The organism is Pyxidicoccus caerfyrddinensis (assembly GCF_010894405.1).
GTDB lineage: Bacteria > Myxococcota > Myxococcia > Myxococcales > Myxococcaceae > Myxococcus > Myxococcus caerfyrddinensis.
Genome location: NZ_JAAIYA010000014.1, coordinates 81736 through 101283, shown reverse-complemented (window position 1 = coordinate 101283; position 19548 = coordinate 81736). Strand labels below are relative to the sequence as shown.

The 19548-nt window shown below is 70.7% G+C and carries 9 protein-coding genes; 2 read left to right on the top strand and 7 right to left on the bottom strand.

Translation table 11 applies throughout. The annotated features are described in order from the left end of the window. Nucleotides 1-83 precede the first annotated feature (83 nt). From G4D86_RS30920 to G4D86_RS30890, 7 genes are all read right to left on the bottom strand, one after another. A complete protein-coding gene (locus G4D86_RS30920; protein WP_163997669.1) occupies nt 84-3272 on the bottom strand; it encodes an efflux RND transporter permease subunit in 3189 nt (1062 codons plus the stop codon). Nucleotides 3273-3311: 39 nt separating this feature from the next. Then, nucleotides 3312-4580, bottom strand: a complete 1269-nt coding sequence (locus G4D86_RS30915; protein WP_240360556.1) for an efflux RND transporter periplasmic adaptor subunit — start codon at nt 4578-4580, stop codon at nt 3312-3314. A gap of 210 nt (nt 4581-4790) precedes the next feature. Beyond that, nucleotides 4791-5765, bottom strand: coding sequence for an ADYC domain-containing protein (locus G4D86_RS30910; RefSeq protein ID WP_163997668.1), 975 nt, complete (start codon nt 5763-5765; stop codon nt 4791-4793). A gap of 210 nt (nt 5766-5975) precedes the next feature. Next, the gene (locus G4D86_RS30905; protein ID WP_163997667.1) at nt 5976-9803 is read right to left on the bottom strand and encodes a bifunctional serine/threonine-protein kinase/formylglycine-generating enzyme family protein; all 3828 of its coding nucleotides are present in this window, start codon (nt 9801-9803) and stop codon (nt 5976-5978) included. A 117-nt stretch (nt 9804-9920) separates the two neighbouring features. Then, nucleotides 9921-10391: a response regulator gene (locus G4D86_RS30900; RefSeq protein ID WP_163997666.1), complete on the bottom strand. Its 471-nt coding sequence runs from the start codon at nt 10389-10391 to the stop codon at nt 9921-9923. A 127-nt stretch (nt 10392-10518) separates the two neighbouring features. Beyond that, on the bottom strand, nt 10519-12414 hold the full coding sequence (locus G4D86_RS30895) for an Ig-like domain-containing protein (protein WP_163997665.1): 1896 nt from the start codon (nt 12412-12414) through the stop codon (nt 10519-10521). Between the two features lie 266 nt (nt 12415-12680). Beyond that, nucleotides 12681-14342 carry a carboxypeptidase-like regulatory domain-containing protein gene (locus tag G4D86_RS30890; RefSeq protein ID WP_163997664.1) on the bottom strand — a complete coding sequence of 554 codons (1662 nt, stop codon included), beginning with the start codon at nt 14340-14342 and terminating at the stop codon, nt 12681-12683. Nucleotides 14343-14595: 253 nt separating this feature from the next. Here G4D86_RS30890 and G4D86_RS30885 point away from each other — a divergent pair, with 253 nt between their 5' ends. Beyond that, nucleotides 14596-15039, top strand: coding sequence for an HIT family protein (locus G4D86_RS30885; protein ID WP_163997663.1), 444 nt, complete (start codon nt 14596-14598; stop codon nt 15037-15039). A gap of 95 nt (nt 15040-15134) precedes the next feature. Next, nucleotides 15135-19532: an AAA domain-containing protein gene (locus G4D86_RS30880; RefSeq protein WP_240360555.1), complete on the top strand. Its 4398-nt coding sequence runs from the start codon at nt 15135-15137 to the stop codon at nt 19530-19532. Nucleotides 19533-19548 lie beyond the last annotated feature (16 nt).

Genomic DNA, 19548 nt, shown 5'->3' with positions numbered 1-19548 from the left:
GGCCCAGCCCATGCTTCCGTGTCCTTTGTCGGTTTTGAGCCGACGGGACGAAACGGAGGGGCGCCGCCTGACGGACTCGCAGCTCAGTCCTGACGGGCCTGCGGCACCGGGCGCGGCTCGCCACCCCCACCGTGCGGGCCTTGCTCCTGGGGAGGGCGCATGTGGAAGACCTTGCGCAGCTTGCGGCTCATCCAGTTCCGGCCGTCTACCAGGATTTCGTACACCGTCGGAATCACCAGCAGCGTCAGCAGCGTGGACGTAATCGTGCCGCCAATCACCGCGCGGCCCAGCGGCGCGCGGAAGTCGCCGCCCTCGCCCGCGCCAATCGCCACCGGAATCATGCCGGCCACCAGCGCGAGCGTCGTCATGAGGATGGGCCGCAGGCGGATGCGTCCCGCCTCGATGAGCGCCTCGCGCAGCGGCATGCCCTTCTCGTGAGACCACTTCGCGAAGTCGATGAGGAGGATGGCGTTCTTCGCGACGATGCCCATCAGCAGGATGACGCCGATGAGGCTCATGATGTTGAGCGTGTCGCGCGTGATGAGCAGCGCCAGCACCACGCCGATGAGCGACAGCGGCAGCGACAGGAGGATGGCCAGCGGGTCCAGGAACGAACCGAACTGGATGACGAGGATGAGGTACATCAGCAGCAACGCCACCCCGAGCGCGATGAACACGCGCGTGAAGACCTCCGCCTGGTCCGCGGACTCGCCGCCCGTCGTCAGCGTGTAGCCGGACGGCAGCTGCACGTTCTTCACCCGCTCCTGGATTTCCGTCATCACCTCCGTCAGCGAGCGCCCCTGCGTGTTGGCCTGGATGTTGATGACGCGCTCGCGGTCCAGGTGCGTAATCTGCGCCGGGCCCAGCGTCCGCCGGATGTCCGCCACCTGCCCCAGCGGCACCAGCTGAATCGGACCGCCCTGCACTCCGGCCACGCGGATGGGCAGCTGCGCCAGGTCGTTCGGGTTGTCGCGCGCCTCGGGCGCCAGCCGAATCATCACGTCGCGCGTCTCACCAATGGGGTCCACCCAGTCGCCCACGTCCAGGCCCGCGAAGGCCGGGCGCAGCACCTGGGCCACCTGTCCCACCGTGACGCCGAGCTGCCCCGCCAGCCCGCGGTTCAGCTCCACCTCCAGCTCCGGCTTCTGCCCGCGCGTGGACAGCCCCACGTCCACCGCGCCCGGCACCGCCTCCATCTGCTTCTGCACCTCCTGCGCGAGCCGCGTCAGCACCTTCTGGTCCGGCCCCCGCAGCTCCAATTGAATCTGCTTGAAGGCACCGCCGAAGCCCGAGGTGAACACGGAGACCTTCGCGCCGCCCAACGTCTTCAGCTCGTCGCGGAAGATGCGGCCGAGCGCGTCCTGGCTCACGTCGCGCTCCGCCTTCGGCTTGAGGCGCACGTACACAAGCGCCTGGTCCACGCCCGGCGCGCTGAGCGGCAGCGGCACGCCGATGGTGCTGTACGTGTAGGCCACCTCCGGGTGCGCGCGGGTGAGGCGCACCACCTCCTCCACCTTGCGCCGCGTGTAATCCAGGCTAGAGCCCGGCGGCGTCTCCACCAGCACCTCCACCTCCGCGCGGTCACTCACCGGCACGAAGCCCGCGCCGCCCACGGTGCCCTGCAGCACGAGCGCCCCCACCAGCGAGCCCACCGCCACCAGCACCATGGCCAGCCGATGGTCCAGCGCCCAGGCGATGACGAGCTTGTAGCGGTCCGCCTGCCGGTCGAACCAGCTGTTGAAGCGCGTCAACTGCCGGGAGATGAACCCGCGCCGCGCGCCCTTCTCCACCTGCGGGTCCGGCCAGTACGCGCTCAGCATCGGGTCCAGCGAGAAAGAGACGAACAGCGACACCAGCACCGCGCACGCAATCGTCAGGGCGAAGGGCTTGAACCACTGCCCCGCGACGCCGTACATGAAGGCCACCGGGACGAACACGGCCACGATGGAGAACGTGGTCGCCGACACCGCGAGCCCGATTTCCGCGGTGCCCTCGCGCGACGCCGTGTAGTGGTCCTTTCCCATCTCGATGTGGCGGACGATGTTCTCGCGCACCACAATCGCGTCGTCGATGAGGATGCCGATGGCCAGCGTCAGGCCGAGCAGCGACATGGTGTTGAGCGTGAAGCCGAACACCCAGACGCTGATGAAGGCGGCGAGCACGCTCACCGGCAGCGCCAGGCCGGTGATGACGGTGGAGCGCCACGAGTTGAGGAAGATGAACACCACCAGCACGGTGAGAATCGCGCCCTCCAACAGCGCGGACTGCACGTTCTCCACCGCGTTCTCCACGCGCACGCCCGCGTCGCGGACGATGGCCAGCTTCACCCCCGCGGGCAGACGCTTCTGCAGCGCATCCACGCGCGCGCGCACCGCGTCGGCGACCTCGGTGGTGCTGTAGCCCTTGGACTTCAGCACGTCGATGCCGACGGCCTCCGCGCCGTCATAGAGCGCCAGCGTGCGCGGCTCCTCGGAGCCCACGAAGACGTCCGCCACCTGGGACAGGCGGATGACTTGCCCGTTGCGCGTGGCCACCACCATGTCGCGGAAGTCCTCCACGCGCACCAGGCGGCCCTTGAGGCGGATGGACTCCTCGGACAGCTTCGAGTTGATGCGGCCCACCGGCGCCGCCAGGTTCTGCGCCTCCAGTGCGCCCACGACTTCCGCCACCGACAGGCCGGCGGCCTGCATCGCCCGCGGCTTGAGCTGCACCGTCATCTCCCGCTCGACGTCGCCCACCACTTCCGCCTGCGCGACGCCCGGCACCGAGCGCAGCTCGCCCACCACCAGCGGGTCCGCGACGCGCGACAGCGCCGCCACGTCGAGTTGGTCCGAGGTGAGCGTCAGCGAGACGATGGGTTGGTCCGCCGGGTCGAACCGCGTGAGGATGGGCTCCTCCATCTCCTGCGGCAGGTCCGCGCGCTTGCTGGAGATGGCGTCGCGGATGTCCTGGGACGCCTCCTGGATGTCCTTCTCGAAGTTGAAGAACACCGTGAAGGTGGCGAGGCCGTCGGTGGCCGTGGACGTCGTCTCCTTCGGGTCCACGCCGTTGATGGCGAAGATGGCGTCTTCAATCGGCTCCACGATTTCGCGTTCCACCGTGTCCGGCGACGCGCCCGGGTAGACGATGGTGACGTTGATGACGGGCTGCTGGACGTCGGGGAACTCGTCCGTCTCCAGCTGCCAGAGGGCCACGAGGCCGAAGACGACCAGGGCCACCATCGCGGTGATGGTGACGATGGGACGCTTGATGGCGAAGTCCGAAATGAACACGGAGTGACTCCCGGCGGATGCGATGGGACGAGGGCGGCCTCAGCGCGAAGGCGACGTCGCGCCCTCGGCGGTGCCCCGCGTGCTCGGCTGCGTGGAGGGGGCGTGTCCCTGCTGATTCGGAGCCGCGGGCGGCGCCTCCGAGCCGCCGACGCCCGGGCCGTCTTCCGCCACGGGCTTCGACTCCGGACGCGGCGCCTGCACCTTCACGCGCGAGCCCTCGCCCACCTCGTCGCGGGCCGAGCCGAGCAGCACCAGGTCTCCCGCCTGCAGCTCGGAGCGGACCTCCACCTGCTGCGCGACGTCGTCCCGCAGCCCCAGCTTCACAGGGACGCGCTGCACGCGCTCGTCGCGGATGCGCAGCACCGAGGGGCCGCCGTTGGCTTCGTCGATGGCATCCACCGGCACCGCCAGCGCGCGCCGCTCCTGCGAGGCCACACGGCCTTCCGCGAAGAGGCCCGCGAGCAGCTCGAGGTCCGTGTTGGGAATGGCCACGTAGATGCGCACCTGGCCGGTGCCCGGGTCCACCACGGGGTTGATGCGCTCCACCTTGCCGCTGAAGGCGCGCTCGCCGTAGCCGGTGACCTGGAACTCCACCGGCGTGCCCGTCTTCACCTGCTCCAGCTGCGCGGCGGGCACGGCGGCCTCCAGCCGCAGCGTGCGCGGGTCCACCACCGTGAAGAGCGGCGCGCCGGGCTGCACCACGTCGCCCGCGCTCGCCTGGCGCTCGCTCACCACGCCGTCGAGGGGCGCGATGATGCGCGCGCGGCCCACCTGCTCCTGCGCCAGGGCCAGTCGGGAGCGCGCCTCCGCGAGCTGCCCCTCCGCCTGTGACACTCCGAGCTGGGCGCGCTCGAATTCGCGCTGGGTGATGACGCCCGCCTTCGCGAGCATCGCGCTGCGCTCCTCCTCGGCGCGGGCCACCTGCACCGCGCTGCTGGCCGTCCGCACGGTGGTGCGCGCGGCGATGAGCTGGTCCCTCCGGGTGGCGTCTTCGATGCGCGCCAGCTCCTGCCCCTTCTTCACCCGCTGGCCCTGCTCGGCCTTGATGTCGAGGATGGTGCCGCCGACCTCCGCGCGCACCGCGGCCGCCGTGCGCGCCTGCAGCGTGCCGGAGATGCCGGGGCCCGATTGCAGCTCTCGCACCTCGGCGCGGGTCACGTTCTCCTGCCCGAGCGTCACCACCGGCTCCACGGGCTTCGCGTCCGCTCCGTCCGGGTCCTTCTTGCAGCCGGCCACGACACAGGTCAGGCCCAGCAGCAGCCAGAGCCCCCAGCCTCGCGTCCTCCCGCTCACGTGCACGCGTTTCACGGCGAGTCTCCCGTCCTCCGCCGGGCCGGCCTCATGGCCCCGGCGAGCCGGCTAACCATGGTGTCGGCCCCCTGCCTCCGGTAGCCGCACCCGGTGTCGTTCCGCACCCGGAAGGCCCGCGTGTCCACTGCCTGAAAGCGGAGCAGGCGTGCGGACGAGCCGCTCAGGACGCGTTCCGTGGCGCGGTTCAGGTGTCCGGGAGACGCCGCGTCACGGCGTCGTGGAGGGCACCTCGCTCATGATGAGGGTGCCGGTGCGGAAGTGGCCCGGCTGTCCGCAGCCCGACACCTGGGGCTTGTTGGGGCAGCTCACCGGCACGGTGGAGCGCGTGGACGACGAGGCGCACAGGGCGCCGTCGGTGTTCCACTCGGCCTCCAGCAGCCACGACTCGGTGTCCTGCTGCACGCCGAGCGCGTCGTAGAGGTTCACCCAGTTGCCATCCTGCGTGTGCGAGGTGCCGTCGCCGCAGAAGTCCGCGCGCACCATGCGCGTGCAGGCCTGGTGGTGGTCCTCGAGGCTGCGGCCGTCCGCCGCCGTGGCCCACGGCCGGTAGCCGAAGTGGATGCACTTGGCGATGGCCGCGCCCTCGCAGGCGAAGGTGAAGAGGCTGGGGTCGTCCAGGTGCGCACCACCACCGAACACGCCCTCCTTGTAGTTCCAGGTGCCGGACACGGGAATGGCATCCAGCGCGGAGCCATCCGCCGCGGGGCACGCGGGCTTCCAGGTGCCGTCCGTGTTGTCGAGGAAGGAGACGCGGTAGGACCAGATGTCCCCGCTCGCGCCGGTGGCCGGATTGATGGCGTCCACGCGCAGCTCCACCGTCTGGCCGCCGCCGAGGTTGCCGGTGAAGCGCGCGCCGAGGAAGTCCAGGCCGGACACCTCGCGGCCCCCGTTGAAGCCGTGGAAGACGCTGCCCTGCAGCCACGCCGAGCTCATCGGGTCATCCACGCTGTCCGCGGCGTACACGCCGGACAGATTCACGGAGACCAGCGCCCCCATCGAGGTGCCGTTGAGGTTGCGTCCGTTGAGGTTGCGCCCGTTGAGGTTGCGTCCGTTGGGAGCCGCCAGCTCCGCCACGCTCGACTGCAGCGTTGGCTTGAGCTCGGGCTCCGTCACCGAGCCACCCGCACACCCCACCAACCCGCAGGCAACGACCACCGCCCGCACCACCCGCCACTCGCCCATGACCCGACCTCCCCGACCCGACCCAGCCCCGTCCTACGGCTTGCAACATTTGCAGTCTCGCCGTGCACCGCAAGACTCCCGCATGCGGACGGGCACTTGCAGCGTCCGCTCGCGAGCAGTGCATTGGCACGCCAGGGAGGACCGGGGGTTCCAGCGTCGGGTAACGCGGGGTGTGAGGTTGGCAGCATGCCCGGCGTGCGGGCAGGCGGCTCAGGGCCCCGAGGGCGGCGGGTCCGCGCACACGCGCATGCCCATCGTCACGTCGCGCAGCTCGGGCTCCGGCAGCTCGCGGTTGGTGGCCCGCGCGGAGGTGGCCGCGAAGGCGAAGCTGCCGCCGCGAGCCACCGCCTTGCCCGGCTCCAGCCAGGAGCGCGTCCACTCCCAGACGTTGCCGGCCAGGTCGTCCACGCCGAAGGGGCTGCGCGAGCCGGGGTGGCTGCCCACCTCGTCCGGGCCGAAGCCTCCGGGCTGCTTGCCATAGGTGGTGTCGATGTTGGCGTCGTCCGGGCCCAGCGTGTCGCCGTGCGGGTACTCGCGCCCGTCCACGCCACGCGCCGCGCGCTCCCACTCCAGCTCCGAGCACAGCCGCGCGCCGGGCACGCGGCTGCTGGAGGACAGCCAGGCCGCGTACGCCTCCGCGTCCGCGAAGGTGATGCCGCTGACGGGGAAGCGCAGCCAGTCCTGCTCCACGCGCCGCGTGCGGTTGGCATAGCGCAGCTTCTCACCGGCCCGCGCGACGTAGGGCTCGCTGCCGGGCTGGAAGCGCAGTCGCCAGGTGCCGTCCACGCGGTCCAGCGCGAGCAGCCCCGCGTAGCCACCGGTGCCCACGCGGGGCAGGCGCTTCGCGCGCTCATCGGACGGGAGGGACTCGATGAAGCGCAGCCAGTCCGAGTACGTCACCTCGTGGCGGGCGATGAAGAAGGCCGGCACGTCCACGGCGTGCAGCGGCACCGCGTTGAAGAACTCGCGCACGCTGGCTTCGGCGGAGCTGCCGAAGCGCACCTCTCCCGGCGGGACGAAGACGAAGTCCTCGGGCACCGCGCCCACGCGCGGCAGGGGCACGCCGAGCTTGCGTGCCTCCCCGCGCCGCAGAAGCACGGGCTGCACCACCGGCTCGTGGCCCAGCGCGCGCAGGGAGAGCTGGTAGCGCCCCGGCGGCACCGGCACGTCCACCCACGGGCCCGCGACGAGCGGCAGCGGCTCGCCGGGCTGCTCGTGGCCCTGCGCGTCCCGGCTCAGTGGCCGCAACTCCACCTGGACGCCGGGGACGGGCGTCTCCAGCGTGAGGCGCGCGGGCGCGTTCCACCGCTGCCAGCGCGCGCCCGAGACGTCGTAGAGCTTCAGGCGCTGGAGCAGCGTGGGCAGCGTCGCGGCGTCGCCATCCTGCTCGGCCCACAGGGCGCGCTCGTAGAGGAAGTCCGCCAGCGCCTCGCGCACGTCGGGGCGGCCCGGCGCCAGGGCGAGCGCGCGCTCCAGCCGGCCGGCGACGGCGTCATAGCGGTGGCGCACCGCCACCGCCTGGGCGCCCGCCCTGCCCCAGAGCTTGTCGGCGTCCGCGCGGTGGCCGCTGCCGTAGAGGCGGAAGGCCTCGGCGCGCTCGGAGCCCAGCGCCGCGCGCTCCTGGCCCACCGCGCGCAGGGCGAGCGCGGCCTCCTGGAGCTCGGCGCGCACCTGCTTGTCCAGGCCCCAGCGCTCGCGCAGCTTGAGGCCGCCGTAGACGAGCCCCAGCGACAGGATGAAGCCCGCCGCCAGCACCTGCCGCATGCGCCGGCTGCGCACCATGGTCCGGCGCGAGGCCTTGAGGAAGTCCTGCTCGCGGCGCGTGAGCTCACCGACGTCGAGCAGCTTCGTCTCGGCGAGCTGGCGCGGGCCCCACAGCGCCTCGCGCGCGTGGCCCAGCTTCTCCCAGTGCGCGGCGGCGGCCTCCAGCCGGGCCTGCACCTCGCGGCGCTCGGCGGCCTCCGTCAGCCAGCGCGCCAGCGTGCTCCAGCCGGACAGCAGCGCTTCATGGGCCAGCTCGTACGAGGTGCCCTCCTGGGCCTCGCGCGCCACCAGCAGGCGCGCGTGGACGAGGGCTTCCAGCGCGGCCCGGTAGCGCGCGTCGTCCCCCACCAGCTCGCGGTCCGTCTTGCGCGCGCGGGTGCCGTCCGCGGTGACGAGGCGCAGGAGCACGCCCCTGGCGGCACTGCGCTGGTCCGGCAGGAGCCGCGCCACCGCGGCGTCCGCGTGCCGCGCCAGCGCTCCGGCCACGCCGCCCAGCGAGTCCAGCGCCGCCTGGGTAATCACGCGGCCTTCCGCGTCGCGGGCCTCCCAGAGTTCCGCCAGCGCGAACTGGAGCAGCGGCAGTCCGCCGTCCGCGGAGGTGGTGGAGGCGACGAGCGCGTCCACCAGCGCCTCGGACTCGAAGCGCACGCCCTTCACTCGGGCGGGGCCGGTGACGGCCTCGCGCGTCTCCTCGGGCGTCAGGGCGCACAGCAGGTACAGCGCGCGCGGCACCTCCGCGCCCAGGCCGGAGACGGAGGTGAGGCGGGTGAGGAAGTCGCTGCGGCCGGTGGCCAGCAACCGCACCCCACTGGCCCCTTCCGCGAGGGTGCCCAGCGCCTGGCCCGCGAGCGCCGCCTCCACGGGGGAGGCCAGCGTCACGAGCTCCTCGAGCTGGTCGATGTAGAGCAGGAGGCCGTCGCGCGCGCCCAGCCTCGCGCGCAGCCGGCGGACGAGGGAGGAGGGCTCGTTGCGCAGCGCCTCGGCGAGCGGCTCCTCTTCGATTTCCAGCAGCGGGGCGAGCGCGGCGGCCAGCGCCGCCATGGGCCTGCGGCCCGGCACCAGCCGCGCGGTGTGCCAGCGGCGGCCGTCCTCCAGCCCGCCCTCCACCACCGCGGGGAGGATGCCGGCGAGGCACAGCGAGGACTTGCCCACCCCGGAGTCACCGGTGATGAGGAGGAAGGACTCGGCGCGCAGCCTGTCCAGCACCGCGCGCTGCTCACGGCGGCGGCCGAAGAAGACGCCCCGGTGCTCGGCCTCGAAGGCCTGGAGGCCGCGGTAGGGATTGCCCTCGGGGACGTCGGTGGGCGCCTCGTCGCGGGCCAGGGCCTCCAGCGCGTCGAGCAGGTGCGCGGCGGAGGTGTAGCGCTCGGCCGGCTCGCGGCGCAGGCACCGGTCGATGACGGCCGCGAAGGCGGCGTCCACGTCGGGCGCGGCCTGGGCCAGGGGACGGGCGTCCTTCGTCTGCACCAGTTTGGGCAGGTCCCGCCAGGGCACGTCGCGGAAGGGGCCACGGCCCGCGCACAGCTCGTAGAGGACCACGCCCAGCGAGTACACGTCGCTGCGGGCCGTGAGGTCCTCGCCCGCCCAGGCCTCGGGGGACATGTAGTAGGGCGTGCCCACCAGCGCGCCGCTCGGCAGCGAGGGGAGGAAGACGCCGTCCAGCGAGCGCGCGGAGAAGTTGGGGCTGGCCTCCGGGTCCAGGTCCTCCGGCAGCTTCGGCGCCACGGCGGCGCCCGCGGGGCGGGCGGAGGCCTCGCCCGGCTCGGCGGCCTCGTCCAGCAGCTTGGCGAGCCCGAAGTCGAGCAGCTTCACCTCGCCGGCCTCGGTGAGCACCGCGTTGCCGGGCTTGATGTCGCGGTGGAGCACCCCGCGCCGGTGGGCGGCGCTCAGGCCGCGCGCCAGGTCCCTGCCGATGGACAGCACCCGCTCCCAGGACTGGGGCTTGGAGAGCCGGTCCAGGCTGACGCCCCGGATGAACTCGGAGACGAGGTAGGGCTGCTCCTCCAGTTGTCCCACCCGGTAGAGGGTGACGACGTTGGGGTGTTGGATGCGGGCGGCGGCGCGGGCCTCCACGAGGAAGCGGGCCAGGGCGTTGGAGCCGAGCGCGGGGATGAACTTCACCGCCACCGGGCGCTCGAGGAGCGTGTCGTGGGCCAGGTACACCCGGCCCGTCCGCCCGCGGCCGATGGGACGCACGAGCCGGTACTCGTCGAACTCCTGCGGGGGAGTCCACGCGTCGGGCGGCGACGGGGAGGCAGCGGGGGAAGAGCCCACAGGGGGTGCCTATGCATCCTCCCGCCAGGGGTCAACCGGACGGGGGCAGGGAACGATGCGCAGCGGAACAGTGATGCCCCGAGTGTCCGATGCCGGGCAATGGGGATGTCGGGTGGCTCAGCTCCCCTGCCCGCTCTTCCCCTTCGCCTTGCTGGGCTTGAGCATGTTGCGGATCTTGTTCTCCAGATCCTGGGGCAGGCACGGCTTGGCGACGAACTCGTCCGCGCCGGCCTCCCGCGCGTGCTCCGCGTTGCCGGCGAGCACGTGGCCGGTGAGGGCCATGACGGGGATGTCCCGCGTCCGGGCGTCCTGCTTGATGAGGCGCGTGGCCTCCCAGCCGTCCATGATGGGCAGGGACAGGTCCATCAGGATGATGTCCGGGTCTCCATCCTGTGCCTTCTCCACCGCCTCCCTGCCGTTGGAGGCGGTGTCCACCTCGAAGCCGACGAACTCGAGGTACTCCGCGTACATCTCCCGCGCGTCGTCGAAGTCGTCGACGACGAGGACCCGCTTCTTGTTGCCGGCAGGGGTGGGGCGGGCGTTGGCGGGCGCCTCGACTTCCGGGGCTGTCATGGCCGTTCGCTTCATGGAACCGACGCCTCACGTGTAGGGAAAGGGCGGTCGGGAATCTATACACGACTCTTCCGACGCGCCCGTCCCCACCCCCATTCTGGCGAATGGGACGGCGGCGCGAGGGGAGTGTTCGGTGGAGGACTCAGTTGTTGGGCGTGTAGACGTGGACTTTGCGGCTGCCGGGATCGCTCTCCGACTGTTCGGCCCGTGCCAGTACAGGCTGCCCGGAGGAGTCCAAGACGAGCAGGGTCGCTCCAAAAGGATTCGAGCCGGAGTTCTTCCTCAGGATGCTGCCTACCGGCTCCCACGCTCCCGCGTTCCAACGACGGATGTAGAAAACGGCGGGCCCTCCTGCGACTTCTAGCTCGGCAACCAGTGCGTTCAATCTTCCCTGTGTGTCGAGGGCGCTAGCAATCGCTGCGGAATTGGTTGCCCCAGAAAAGAGGCTGATGGGGTTACCGAGCGTTGCCCAAGAGCTCCCATTCCACCGCCGGAGTTGAGCACTCCAGGCGGTTCCATTCCAGACGCGCGCGTCGAGGACGGGGGCACCTGAGTCATCGATGAGCAGTTCCCCCGGAAAGGTTTGCACGGGCATCGTGATGGCATCCCAGGAACTGCCATTCCAGCGCCGCATGTAGGCCGCAATGTCTCCTCCTGAGGTACTTTCGCTCCAAGCGACCACGGGATTTCCTGCCGCATCGATGGCCAGCTGAATGCCGGAGACGAACCGGGAGGAGTTGACCTTGAGCCCCCCTCCCAACATGCCCCAGGTCGTGCCGTTCCATCGCCCAACTAGAACCTGATCATTGCCCTGGTATTGTTCCACGAAAGCCAGCGCAATCTGCCCTTGTCTGTTTCCCTTGGAGACAATGAGGTCAGCACTGCCTTGCTGGCGCAGGGGCACATCTCCCAGCACATCCCAGGCCGACCCATTCCAACGGCGGGTGTGCATGCTCGTGGATCCAGTAGTGCTTTGAACTTCATGCCAGACAACGATGCTCCGCCCATCTGCATCTATGGTGAGTGAACAGAAGGTGCTGGTGGAGCCCACCGGCACCTCGAGCACGCCGCCCAGCTGTTCCCAGCCACTGCCAATCCATCTCCTGACTCGAACGCCGTAGGGCGACTCGACTCCCATTCCGCCCACCCACGCAACGACAGGCCGTCCGGCTCCATCGATTTGAAGCGACGGGCTTATCGACTGCGAGCTCTCGGTCGGACTGGCGCTCAGGGGTTCACCCAGAGGCAGGAAGCCGGGAACCGTCCACTTCCAGGGCTCCGAAAGCGCCTGGACGGCATTGCCTGCGAGATCCGCCACAGCACCTTCGAACTCCACCTGCACGACCGCATCAGCAGGCAGAAGAGGTGCGGGCAGTATCGTGAGCGAAGTTCCCTCGGACTCAAGCACGACCTCCGCGGCGATGACGCCTGTATCAGACAGCAACTTCACGGACTCGGCGCTCACGGTGGTCGAATCAAGAGGCTCGGAGAAGGTCGCCCGCACCGTCTGGTGCACGGAAACGGCCTGAGAACCCGTCAGCGGCGTCTGAGAGACCAGGCGAGGCGGCGTCCTGTCCACGATGAGGGTATGCGATTCACTCGTGAACCTGCGTCCTTCCAGGGTCGCCCTCACTGAGAGCACGTGGGTGCCCTCTTCGAGGGACTGAGCACTCCAGCGGAGCTCGTAGGGCGAAGCCAGGGTGGCAACAACGACGCCATCCGCGAGGAGCTCGACTTCGTCTGGTGAGGCTCCCGCCACGGTGGCGCTCACCTGAACGTCGCTGTTGGTGACCGACCGTGAGGTGACGAGCGTCACCGTCAGGGAGGGCATGCCCGAATCCGGGGTGCCCGAGTCCGGGGTACCCGCGTCCGAGGTGCCCGAGTCCGGAGCCGAAGCGTCCGGTGTTCCAGCATCTTCGACGTGAGCATCCGGCTCACCGGCATCAGGGGTTTCCGAAACCTGTTCGACTTCCGGCAGGTCGATGCATGCACAGAACAGGAGGACAGCGAGTACAGCGAGACGTGGGGATTGGTTCATGGCACGGACTGGCAATGCACTCGTTGTTCCGACGCGTACTGTGGGGAGCAGCCAGCAGTCCCCTGGAAGAACCAGGGGTTCCACCCATTGGGCGGCAGCTCACCCGGCGGCACACTCCATCGCGGAGACCCGAATCCCGCTTCGTGGACGCCCGCTACAGCTCTTGCGGGGGGCTTTCCCCCAGAACAGCAGCGCCCCCGTGGAACCCATTCCACGGGGGCGCTGAGAAGACCACTCAGTACTGGAAACTCAACCCTGACCGCTCATCACGGCGCGATGGGCACGGGCTGCTGGGAGATCCCCGTCACCGCCAGCTCGCTCGTGACAGGCTGGCCCAAGAAGCTCTCGTAGGTGCCGTTGATGTAGCGCGAGGGAAGCTTGGAGAAGGACACCACCATGTTGAGCGAGCTGAAGCTCACGCTCGAGACGGAGTTGACGCCAGAGAAGGTGAACGCCCAACGGGTCGTGTAACCCGAGGAGTTGATCTGGAACACCGGGGTCTCGGCCGGGATGCGCGTCTGGATGGGAGCCGTAGGCTCGGCGTTGAAGAGCTCAAAGCCCACGGGGTTGTTCACCTCACCCGGATAGTCGCCGACCACGCCCGGCGAAGCGCCACCGATGTCGAAGTTCACGTGCACATAGACGTGCCCGGCGCTGGTGAACGCACGGGAGATGGGCGAGTTGAAGTTGATGTAGACCGTCTCACCGCTGTTGAGCTGGCTCGGGCTGGCGGTCGAGGTCTCCTGGTAACGGGCGTCCGTGATGGAAATCGTCCGCGGGCTGTTCAAATCCCCGACGAAGAAGAAGCCCGTGGAGGTGAAGATGCTGCCGCCCTCGGCGGACACGGCGCGCACGTCCAGGTTGTACTCCTTGCCATCGACCAACGTGGCGCCCGGATTGATGGTAGCGCTGTAGCCGCCATTGCTCACGGTTGCGGTGACCGACAGCGACTCGCGAGCGTACTCGTCCGTCAGGCGCGCCAGCAGCGAGCCCTGCTGCACCGGCTGGTTGAAGAACAGGTGGATGGGCTCGCCCGCGCGAATCACGTTGCGCAGCGGGTCGAGCCTTTCCGAGTTGCTCGTCAGGCTGGCCACGTTGCTGCTCTCGACAGTCAGCGCGCCGCCCGTCGGCCGCGAGAAGGGCAGGTTGATGATGCGGAGGGTGCTGTTCGCGACCACATCCGAACCCGCGTAGCTGTTCACATAGCCACCGGTCTCCGGGATACCGTTGTTGTCGGTGTCCATCGGGGAGACCCACAGCTTGTACTGCCCCGAGCCGCTGCGCAGCCGCGCCATCTCCGGCGCGCTGGGGACTCCCGTGAACACCAGGGCGCCCTGCTCGTTGGAGGTCGCCTCGACCACCACCGTGCTCACCACCAGCGAGGTGTTCTCGTTGTTGGACAGGATGATAGAGCCCGCCGGCGTGGCCTCGAGCGTCGCCTTCACGCCGGCCGCGGGACGGCCCGTCGGCGTCACCAGCAGGAAGTTCAGCGTGCCGTCCAGCTTCGCCAGGGTGATGGGGCCGAAGCTCGCGTTGCCGTTGTTGATGGGCACGTTGCCCGCCGACGACGGAACCGTCGCGGTGGCGCGCAGCGTGGCATAGCCCTGCTTCGTGAAGGTCAGCAGCACCTGCGAGCCGGCGGGCACATCCGTGTACTCGAAGTTGCCCTCGGCATCCGTGGTGGTCGCCACCGGCTCCGCGGAGCTGCCAATGGTCATCTTCACCGAAGCCTCGCCCAGCGGCTTCAGGTCCGTGCCCAGCACCTGGCCCGAAACGGTGCCCTTCGGATTGGCGGGCGTCACCACCGTCACACTGTCCGGCTCACGCACGCCGTCCGCGATACCGTCGCCGTTCTCGTCCTTGAGATCGTCGCCACAGCCCAGCGCAAGGAACGGCACCACGGCAAAAACCAGATGCTTCTTCATCATCCCCACCTTTAAAGGAAATTCCCCAATATCGGCGCCCCAACACTTGGAAGGGCGTGGAGCGGACACTCTCCGACCCGAGCCCATCCCGTCAAGACGTGGGTCCCCGTACTTCCAGCCCGCACCTACATCCGCGCCCCACACCCCGTGCTGGATCAGCACCCGCCCTCCCCTCCCAAGAATCCGAGGTGAGAGGTCCATCACGACCCATCCCCTCCCAGGTCCTGCTCCCGTCCGCGCCTGCTAGGGTGAGGCCATGTCGGACGTGAATGATCCGTGCCTTGGCTGCGCCATCGTGCGCGGGGAGACCCGGCCGGTGGGTGGGGTGCTCGCCCGGGCTCCGGGGCTGGTGCTGCATGGCGTGGCGTCTCCCAGCCCCGTCCCTGGCTGGGTGGTCATCTCCAGCGAGCGGCACGTGCGCGCCTGGTACGACCTGGACGAGGACTCCGCGCGCGAGCTCGGGCCCTTCGCCGCCCGGGTGATGCGCGCCCAGCGGGAGGTGCTCGGCGCCGAGCACGCCTACGCCTTCGCCATCGGCGACGTGCTCCGCCACTTCCACCTGCACCTCATCCCCCGCTTCGCCCAGACGCCCCAGCGCCTGTGGGGCCGCGCCGCCTTCGACGCCGCCCCCGCCGACCATCGCCCGGCGGAGGAGCTGGAGACCACGGCACGCTCGCTCGCCGCCGCGCTGTCGCGCTGAGCCTCGCGCCCGATCCGCGTGATAGACAGCCGGCCTTCCTCCCTTCGAGAGGTGCCGTCCTGCCGACCGAGCCCCGCAACCGCGTCCTGGAGAAGATGCTCGAGCGGCTCTACGCCGCGCTCGCGTCCGGGCCGAGCCTCAACTGTCGCCCCCACAACAGCCGGCAACGTGTGGACCTCGCCGCGCTGGGCCGGCTCGATGGCACCGCGCCCCACACCGTGCTGGCCGCCCTCCTCGGTGACAAGGCCGGGGTCCGGCTCGCGGTGAAGCCTCCCTCCACGGAGCCGAAGCCTCCCGTCGCGGAGGATCAACGCAGTCCCAGTGCCTCGCTCGTGAGCGACTCCACCGAGCCAGACACGGACGCACCGAGCGCCGCCTCCCCCACGCGCGCCGAGGAGGAACAGCAAGCCCTGCTGCGCAAGCTGGCCACCATCGTCGAGGACGCTCGCACCTTCGAGCAGGACACCGGCGCCCACGTGCTGCACGTGGGCTTCCCCCTGCTGCACCTGCCCCCGGGCGCGAAGGACAAGCGCGGATTCGGCACCCGGCGCATCCTCGCCCCCATCGCCTTCGTGCCGGTGCGCCTCACCCTCAAGAAGGGCCGCGCTCCCTCCGTGGAGCTCGAAGGCGCCGAGGAGGGCGTGGACCGCGTCGCGCCCAACACCGCACTGCTCGCCTGGGTGGAGCAGCAGACCGGCCAGCGCTTCGGTGAGCTCTTCGCCGACGAAGACGGCGCCGACCCCTGGCGCGAACTGAACGAGCTCGTCTCCGCCGTGGCGAAGGCCCTCGACCTGCCCGCGCCCTCTCCCTTCTCCGCCACCACGCCCCTGTCGCCCGTGCCGCGCACGGACGATGACGCTCGGCCCGACATCCTCTCCAGCGCGGTGCTCGGCCTGTACCCGCTGTCCAACCAGAGCCTCGTGGACGACATGCGGGCCCTCGTCGATGGCGAGCCCATCTCCGGCCCGCTCGAGAGCTTCCTCCGCGTGGACGTGTCGCTCGGCGCTCCCTCGGGACATGGCGGCGGCGAGCCCAACCTGGAGGGCCTCAAGCGCGCGGATGAGGAGCGGCTCGTCACCGTGGCCGACCCGTGTCAGGCCCGCGCGGTGCGGCTGGCGCGCAGCAGCCGGGGACTCGTCGTGCATGGCCCCCCGGGCACCGGCAAGTCGCAGACCATCGCCAATGCCATCGGCGACCACCTGTCTCGCGGCGAGCGCGTGCTGCTCGTCTGCGACAAGCGCACCGCGCTAGACGTGGTGAAGCACCGCCTGGACCACCTCGGCCTGGGAAACCTGTGTGCCGTCGTCCATGACGCCCAGCGAGACCAGCGCGACCTCTACATGGGCATCCGCGAACAGCTCGACTCGCTGCCGGACACGCGCACCGACGCGGCCGTGTCCACCGAGCTGGCCCGGGTGAATGCGGAGCTGCAGTCGCTCCATGACGAGTTGGCCACCTCCGACCGCGCCCTCTCCGAGCGCCCCGCTGGCGGCACCGTGCCCTCCTTCCACGAGCTGGTGGGCCAGTGGTTCGCCCTGGAGCCCTCCGAGGCCCTGGCTCCCACCGTGGCGAGCCTCGCCTCCGCGCGGCTCGCGGACGTGTCGCCTCGCGAGCGCGAGGTTCGCGAGGTGCTCGAGCGCGGCGTCCGCGAGGGCTACCCGGACAACCCCTGGCGCGAGGCCCTCGGCATCGACCTCGCCACATACCTTGCCCGGCCAGTGGCCACGTACCGCGAGCGGCTCGACGCGGTGGCCCTGGCCGCTCGCGACGCGGACGCGCTGGCCACTCCCGATGTGCCGGCCTTTGGCGCGGACCCTCGGGCGGAAGGCACTGCGCGCGCCGCGTTCGCGGAGAAGCTGGCCCCGCTGCTGGAGACGGCCAGCCCGGACGTGCTCGCCCGCTGGGGCACGGCGTCACCGGACGCGGTGCGGGCCGCGAAGGCCCAGCTCGACGGGCTGGCGCCGCAGACGCAGGTGCTCGCCGAGGGGCCGCTGGATACGGAGCTGGCCCTGGTCCACCGTGAGCAGCCCCAGGCCCTGGGCGCGCTGTCCACGGCGCTCGCCACGCTGGGCACGTACCTGGACATTGCTCGCAAGTGGTACGCCTTCTTCTACTTCGCCCGGAAGGCCGGCGCGCGCAGGGTGCTCCAGCAGTTCGGCCTCACCCTGGGCATCGCCGCCGCCGAGCGCGTCAACCGCTTCCTCTCCGGCGCTCGCGCCCGGGCGGTACTCACCGAGTACCACCGCACCACGCTCTCCCCCGGCGCCACCGAGCCGCTCACCGACGAAGCCCTCTCGCGCGGCCTGCGCACGCACGCCTCCCTTTTCGAATTGCTGGGGGAGCTGGACAGCACACCGCTCCTCGCCTCGTGCCGCGAGGCCGTGCGTCGGGCCCTCAAGGGCGACGCGGGCGCGCGCACCGCACTGCTCTCCGGCCTGCGCCAGTCCGCGGCCCGGGGCGAGGCCGTGGCCCGACTGGAGGCGCGGCTCCCGGAGACAGGGCTGTTCTCCACCGCGTGGCTCCAGGCCCGCTCCCGCGAGCTGCGCGCGGGCGGGAAGCTCTCTCCTGTCGTCACCTCCTTCCAGGCCCGGCTGTCCACGGTGGAGGGCCTGCTGCGCCTGCGCACGCTGCTGTCCGGCATGCCTCCCGCGCTGGAGGCCGCGGTGGAGGGACTGGCCCGTCAGGGCGCGGACGTGGAGGGCGGCTGGCTCGCGGTGCTGAAGGAGACGCTGGCCGCCGAGGTGTCCTCCCGGCTGCGCGAGGACCCGGCGCTCCAGCACATCGACGCGGACCGCGTGCAGACCACGCATGCGCGCTACCGGGCGCTGGAGGAGAAGAAACGCGTCCTCGTGCGCGACGCGCTCGTCCACCGGTGGACGCAGCGCCAGCGGGAGCGGTTGCTCGCGGCCACTGGCGGCCGGCTCAACAGCCAGGGCGCGGAGCTGCGCCGCCGGCTCATGCTGCGTGGCGAGCGCGCCATGCGCGTGCGCCAGGTCATCGCCACCGGTCAGGGCATCGACGGCGGAGACCCGCTCTTCGACGTGCGCCCCGTGTGGATGGCCAGCCCGCAGACGGTGGCTCAAATCTTCCCCCGCCGCCCCATCTTCGACGTCGTCATCTTCGACGAGTCCTCGCAGTGCCGGCTCGAAGAGGCGCTCCCCGTGCTCACCCGCGCGAAGCGGGTGGTCATCGCCGGAGACCCGAAGCAGCTCCCGCCCACGCGCTTCTTCGAGTCCGCGGTGGTGCAGAGCCAGGAGCTGGAGGCCGAGTCGGAGCAGGGCCTCTTCGAGGAGCAACAGGCCGAGGTGGAGGACCTCTTGTCCGCCGCGCTCAACCTGGACATCGACCAGTGCTACCTCGACGTGCACTACCGCTCGCAGAACGCGGACCTCATCGCCTTCAGCAACGACCACTTCTACGACAAGCGGCTCCAGGCCATTCCCGCGCACCCGTCCCACCGCGCGCCGCATGCCCCGCTGCGGCTGCTGCCCGTGGCCGGCACCTACGAGAAGCGCGTCAACCCCATCGAGGCCCGCGCCGTGGGCACGCTGGTGAAGGAACTGCTCGCACAGCCCGAGCCTCCCTCCATCGGCATCGCCTGCTTCAACCTCGCGCAGCGCGACGCCATCACCGACGTGCTCGATGAGATGGCCGCCGAGGACTCCACCTTCGCGACGCGGCTGACGGCGGCGCGCTCACGGCGGGGCGCCGGCTCGTTCGAGGGCCTCTTCGTCAAGAACCTGGAGAACGTCCAGGGCGACGAGCGAGACCACCTCATCATCAGCACCACCTACGGCCCGGACCGGCAGGGCCGCTTCTACCGTCGCTTCGGCCCCCTGGGCAGCGCGGGCGGAGGCCGGCGTCTCAACGTGCTCGTCACCCGCGCGCGGCAGCAGGTGCACCTCGTCACGTCCATTCCTCGCGAGAGCTACCTGTCCCTGCCCCCGGTGGAGAAGGGCCGCCAGCCCAACGGCGGCTGGTTGCTCTTCGCCTACCTCCAGTTCGCGGAGGCCCTCACGGCCGAATACGCCCGCGATGACGCCGAAGCGCAGGCCGGCACGGCCACGCCGGTGGCTCGCGAAACGGTGGTGCGCGAGCGCGAGACGGAAGCCGGGTCCACGTTCGCCCGCGCGCTCGCCGGACACCTGGCGCGGCAGCACCGCGTCTCGTCGGACGTGCACTGGGGCAACGACGGCTTCTGCGTGGACCTGGCGCTGCACCACCCGACGAACCCCGGCGACGTCACCGTGGGCGTGCTGTGCGACGGCACCCGCTACCCCAAGGCCGCGGACCGCGTGGAGTGGGATTTGTTCCGCACCGGAGTGCTGGAGGGCCAGGGCTGGAAGCTCGTGCGCCTGTGGACGCCCCACTTCTTCCGAGACCCCCAGGGCGCCACCACACGCGTCCTCCAGTCCGCGGGAGACAAGCTCATGCGTGAGCCCGCCCCCGCCCCCGCCCAGGCCACGGGTACCGCCCGCCCCGTGGTGCACTGAGAGTCTCGGCCTCCAG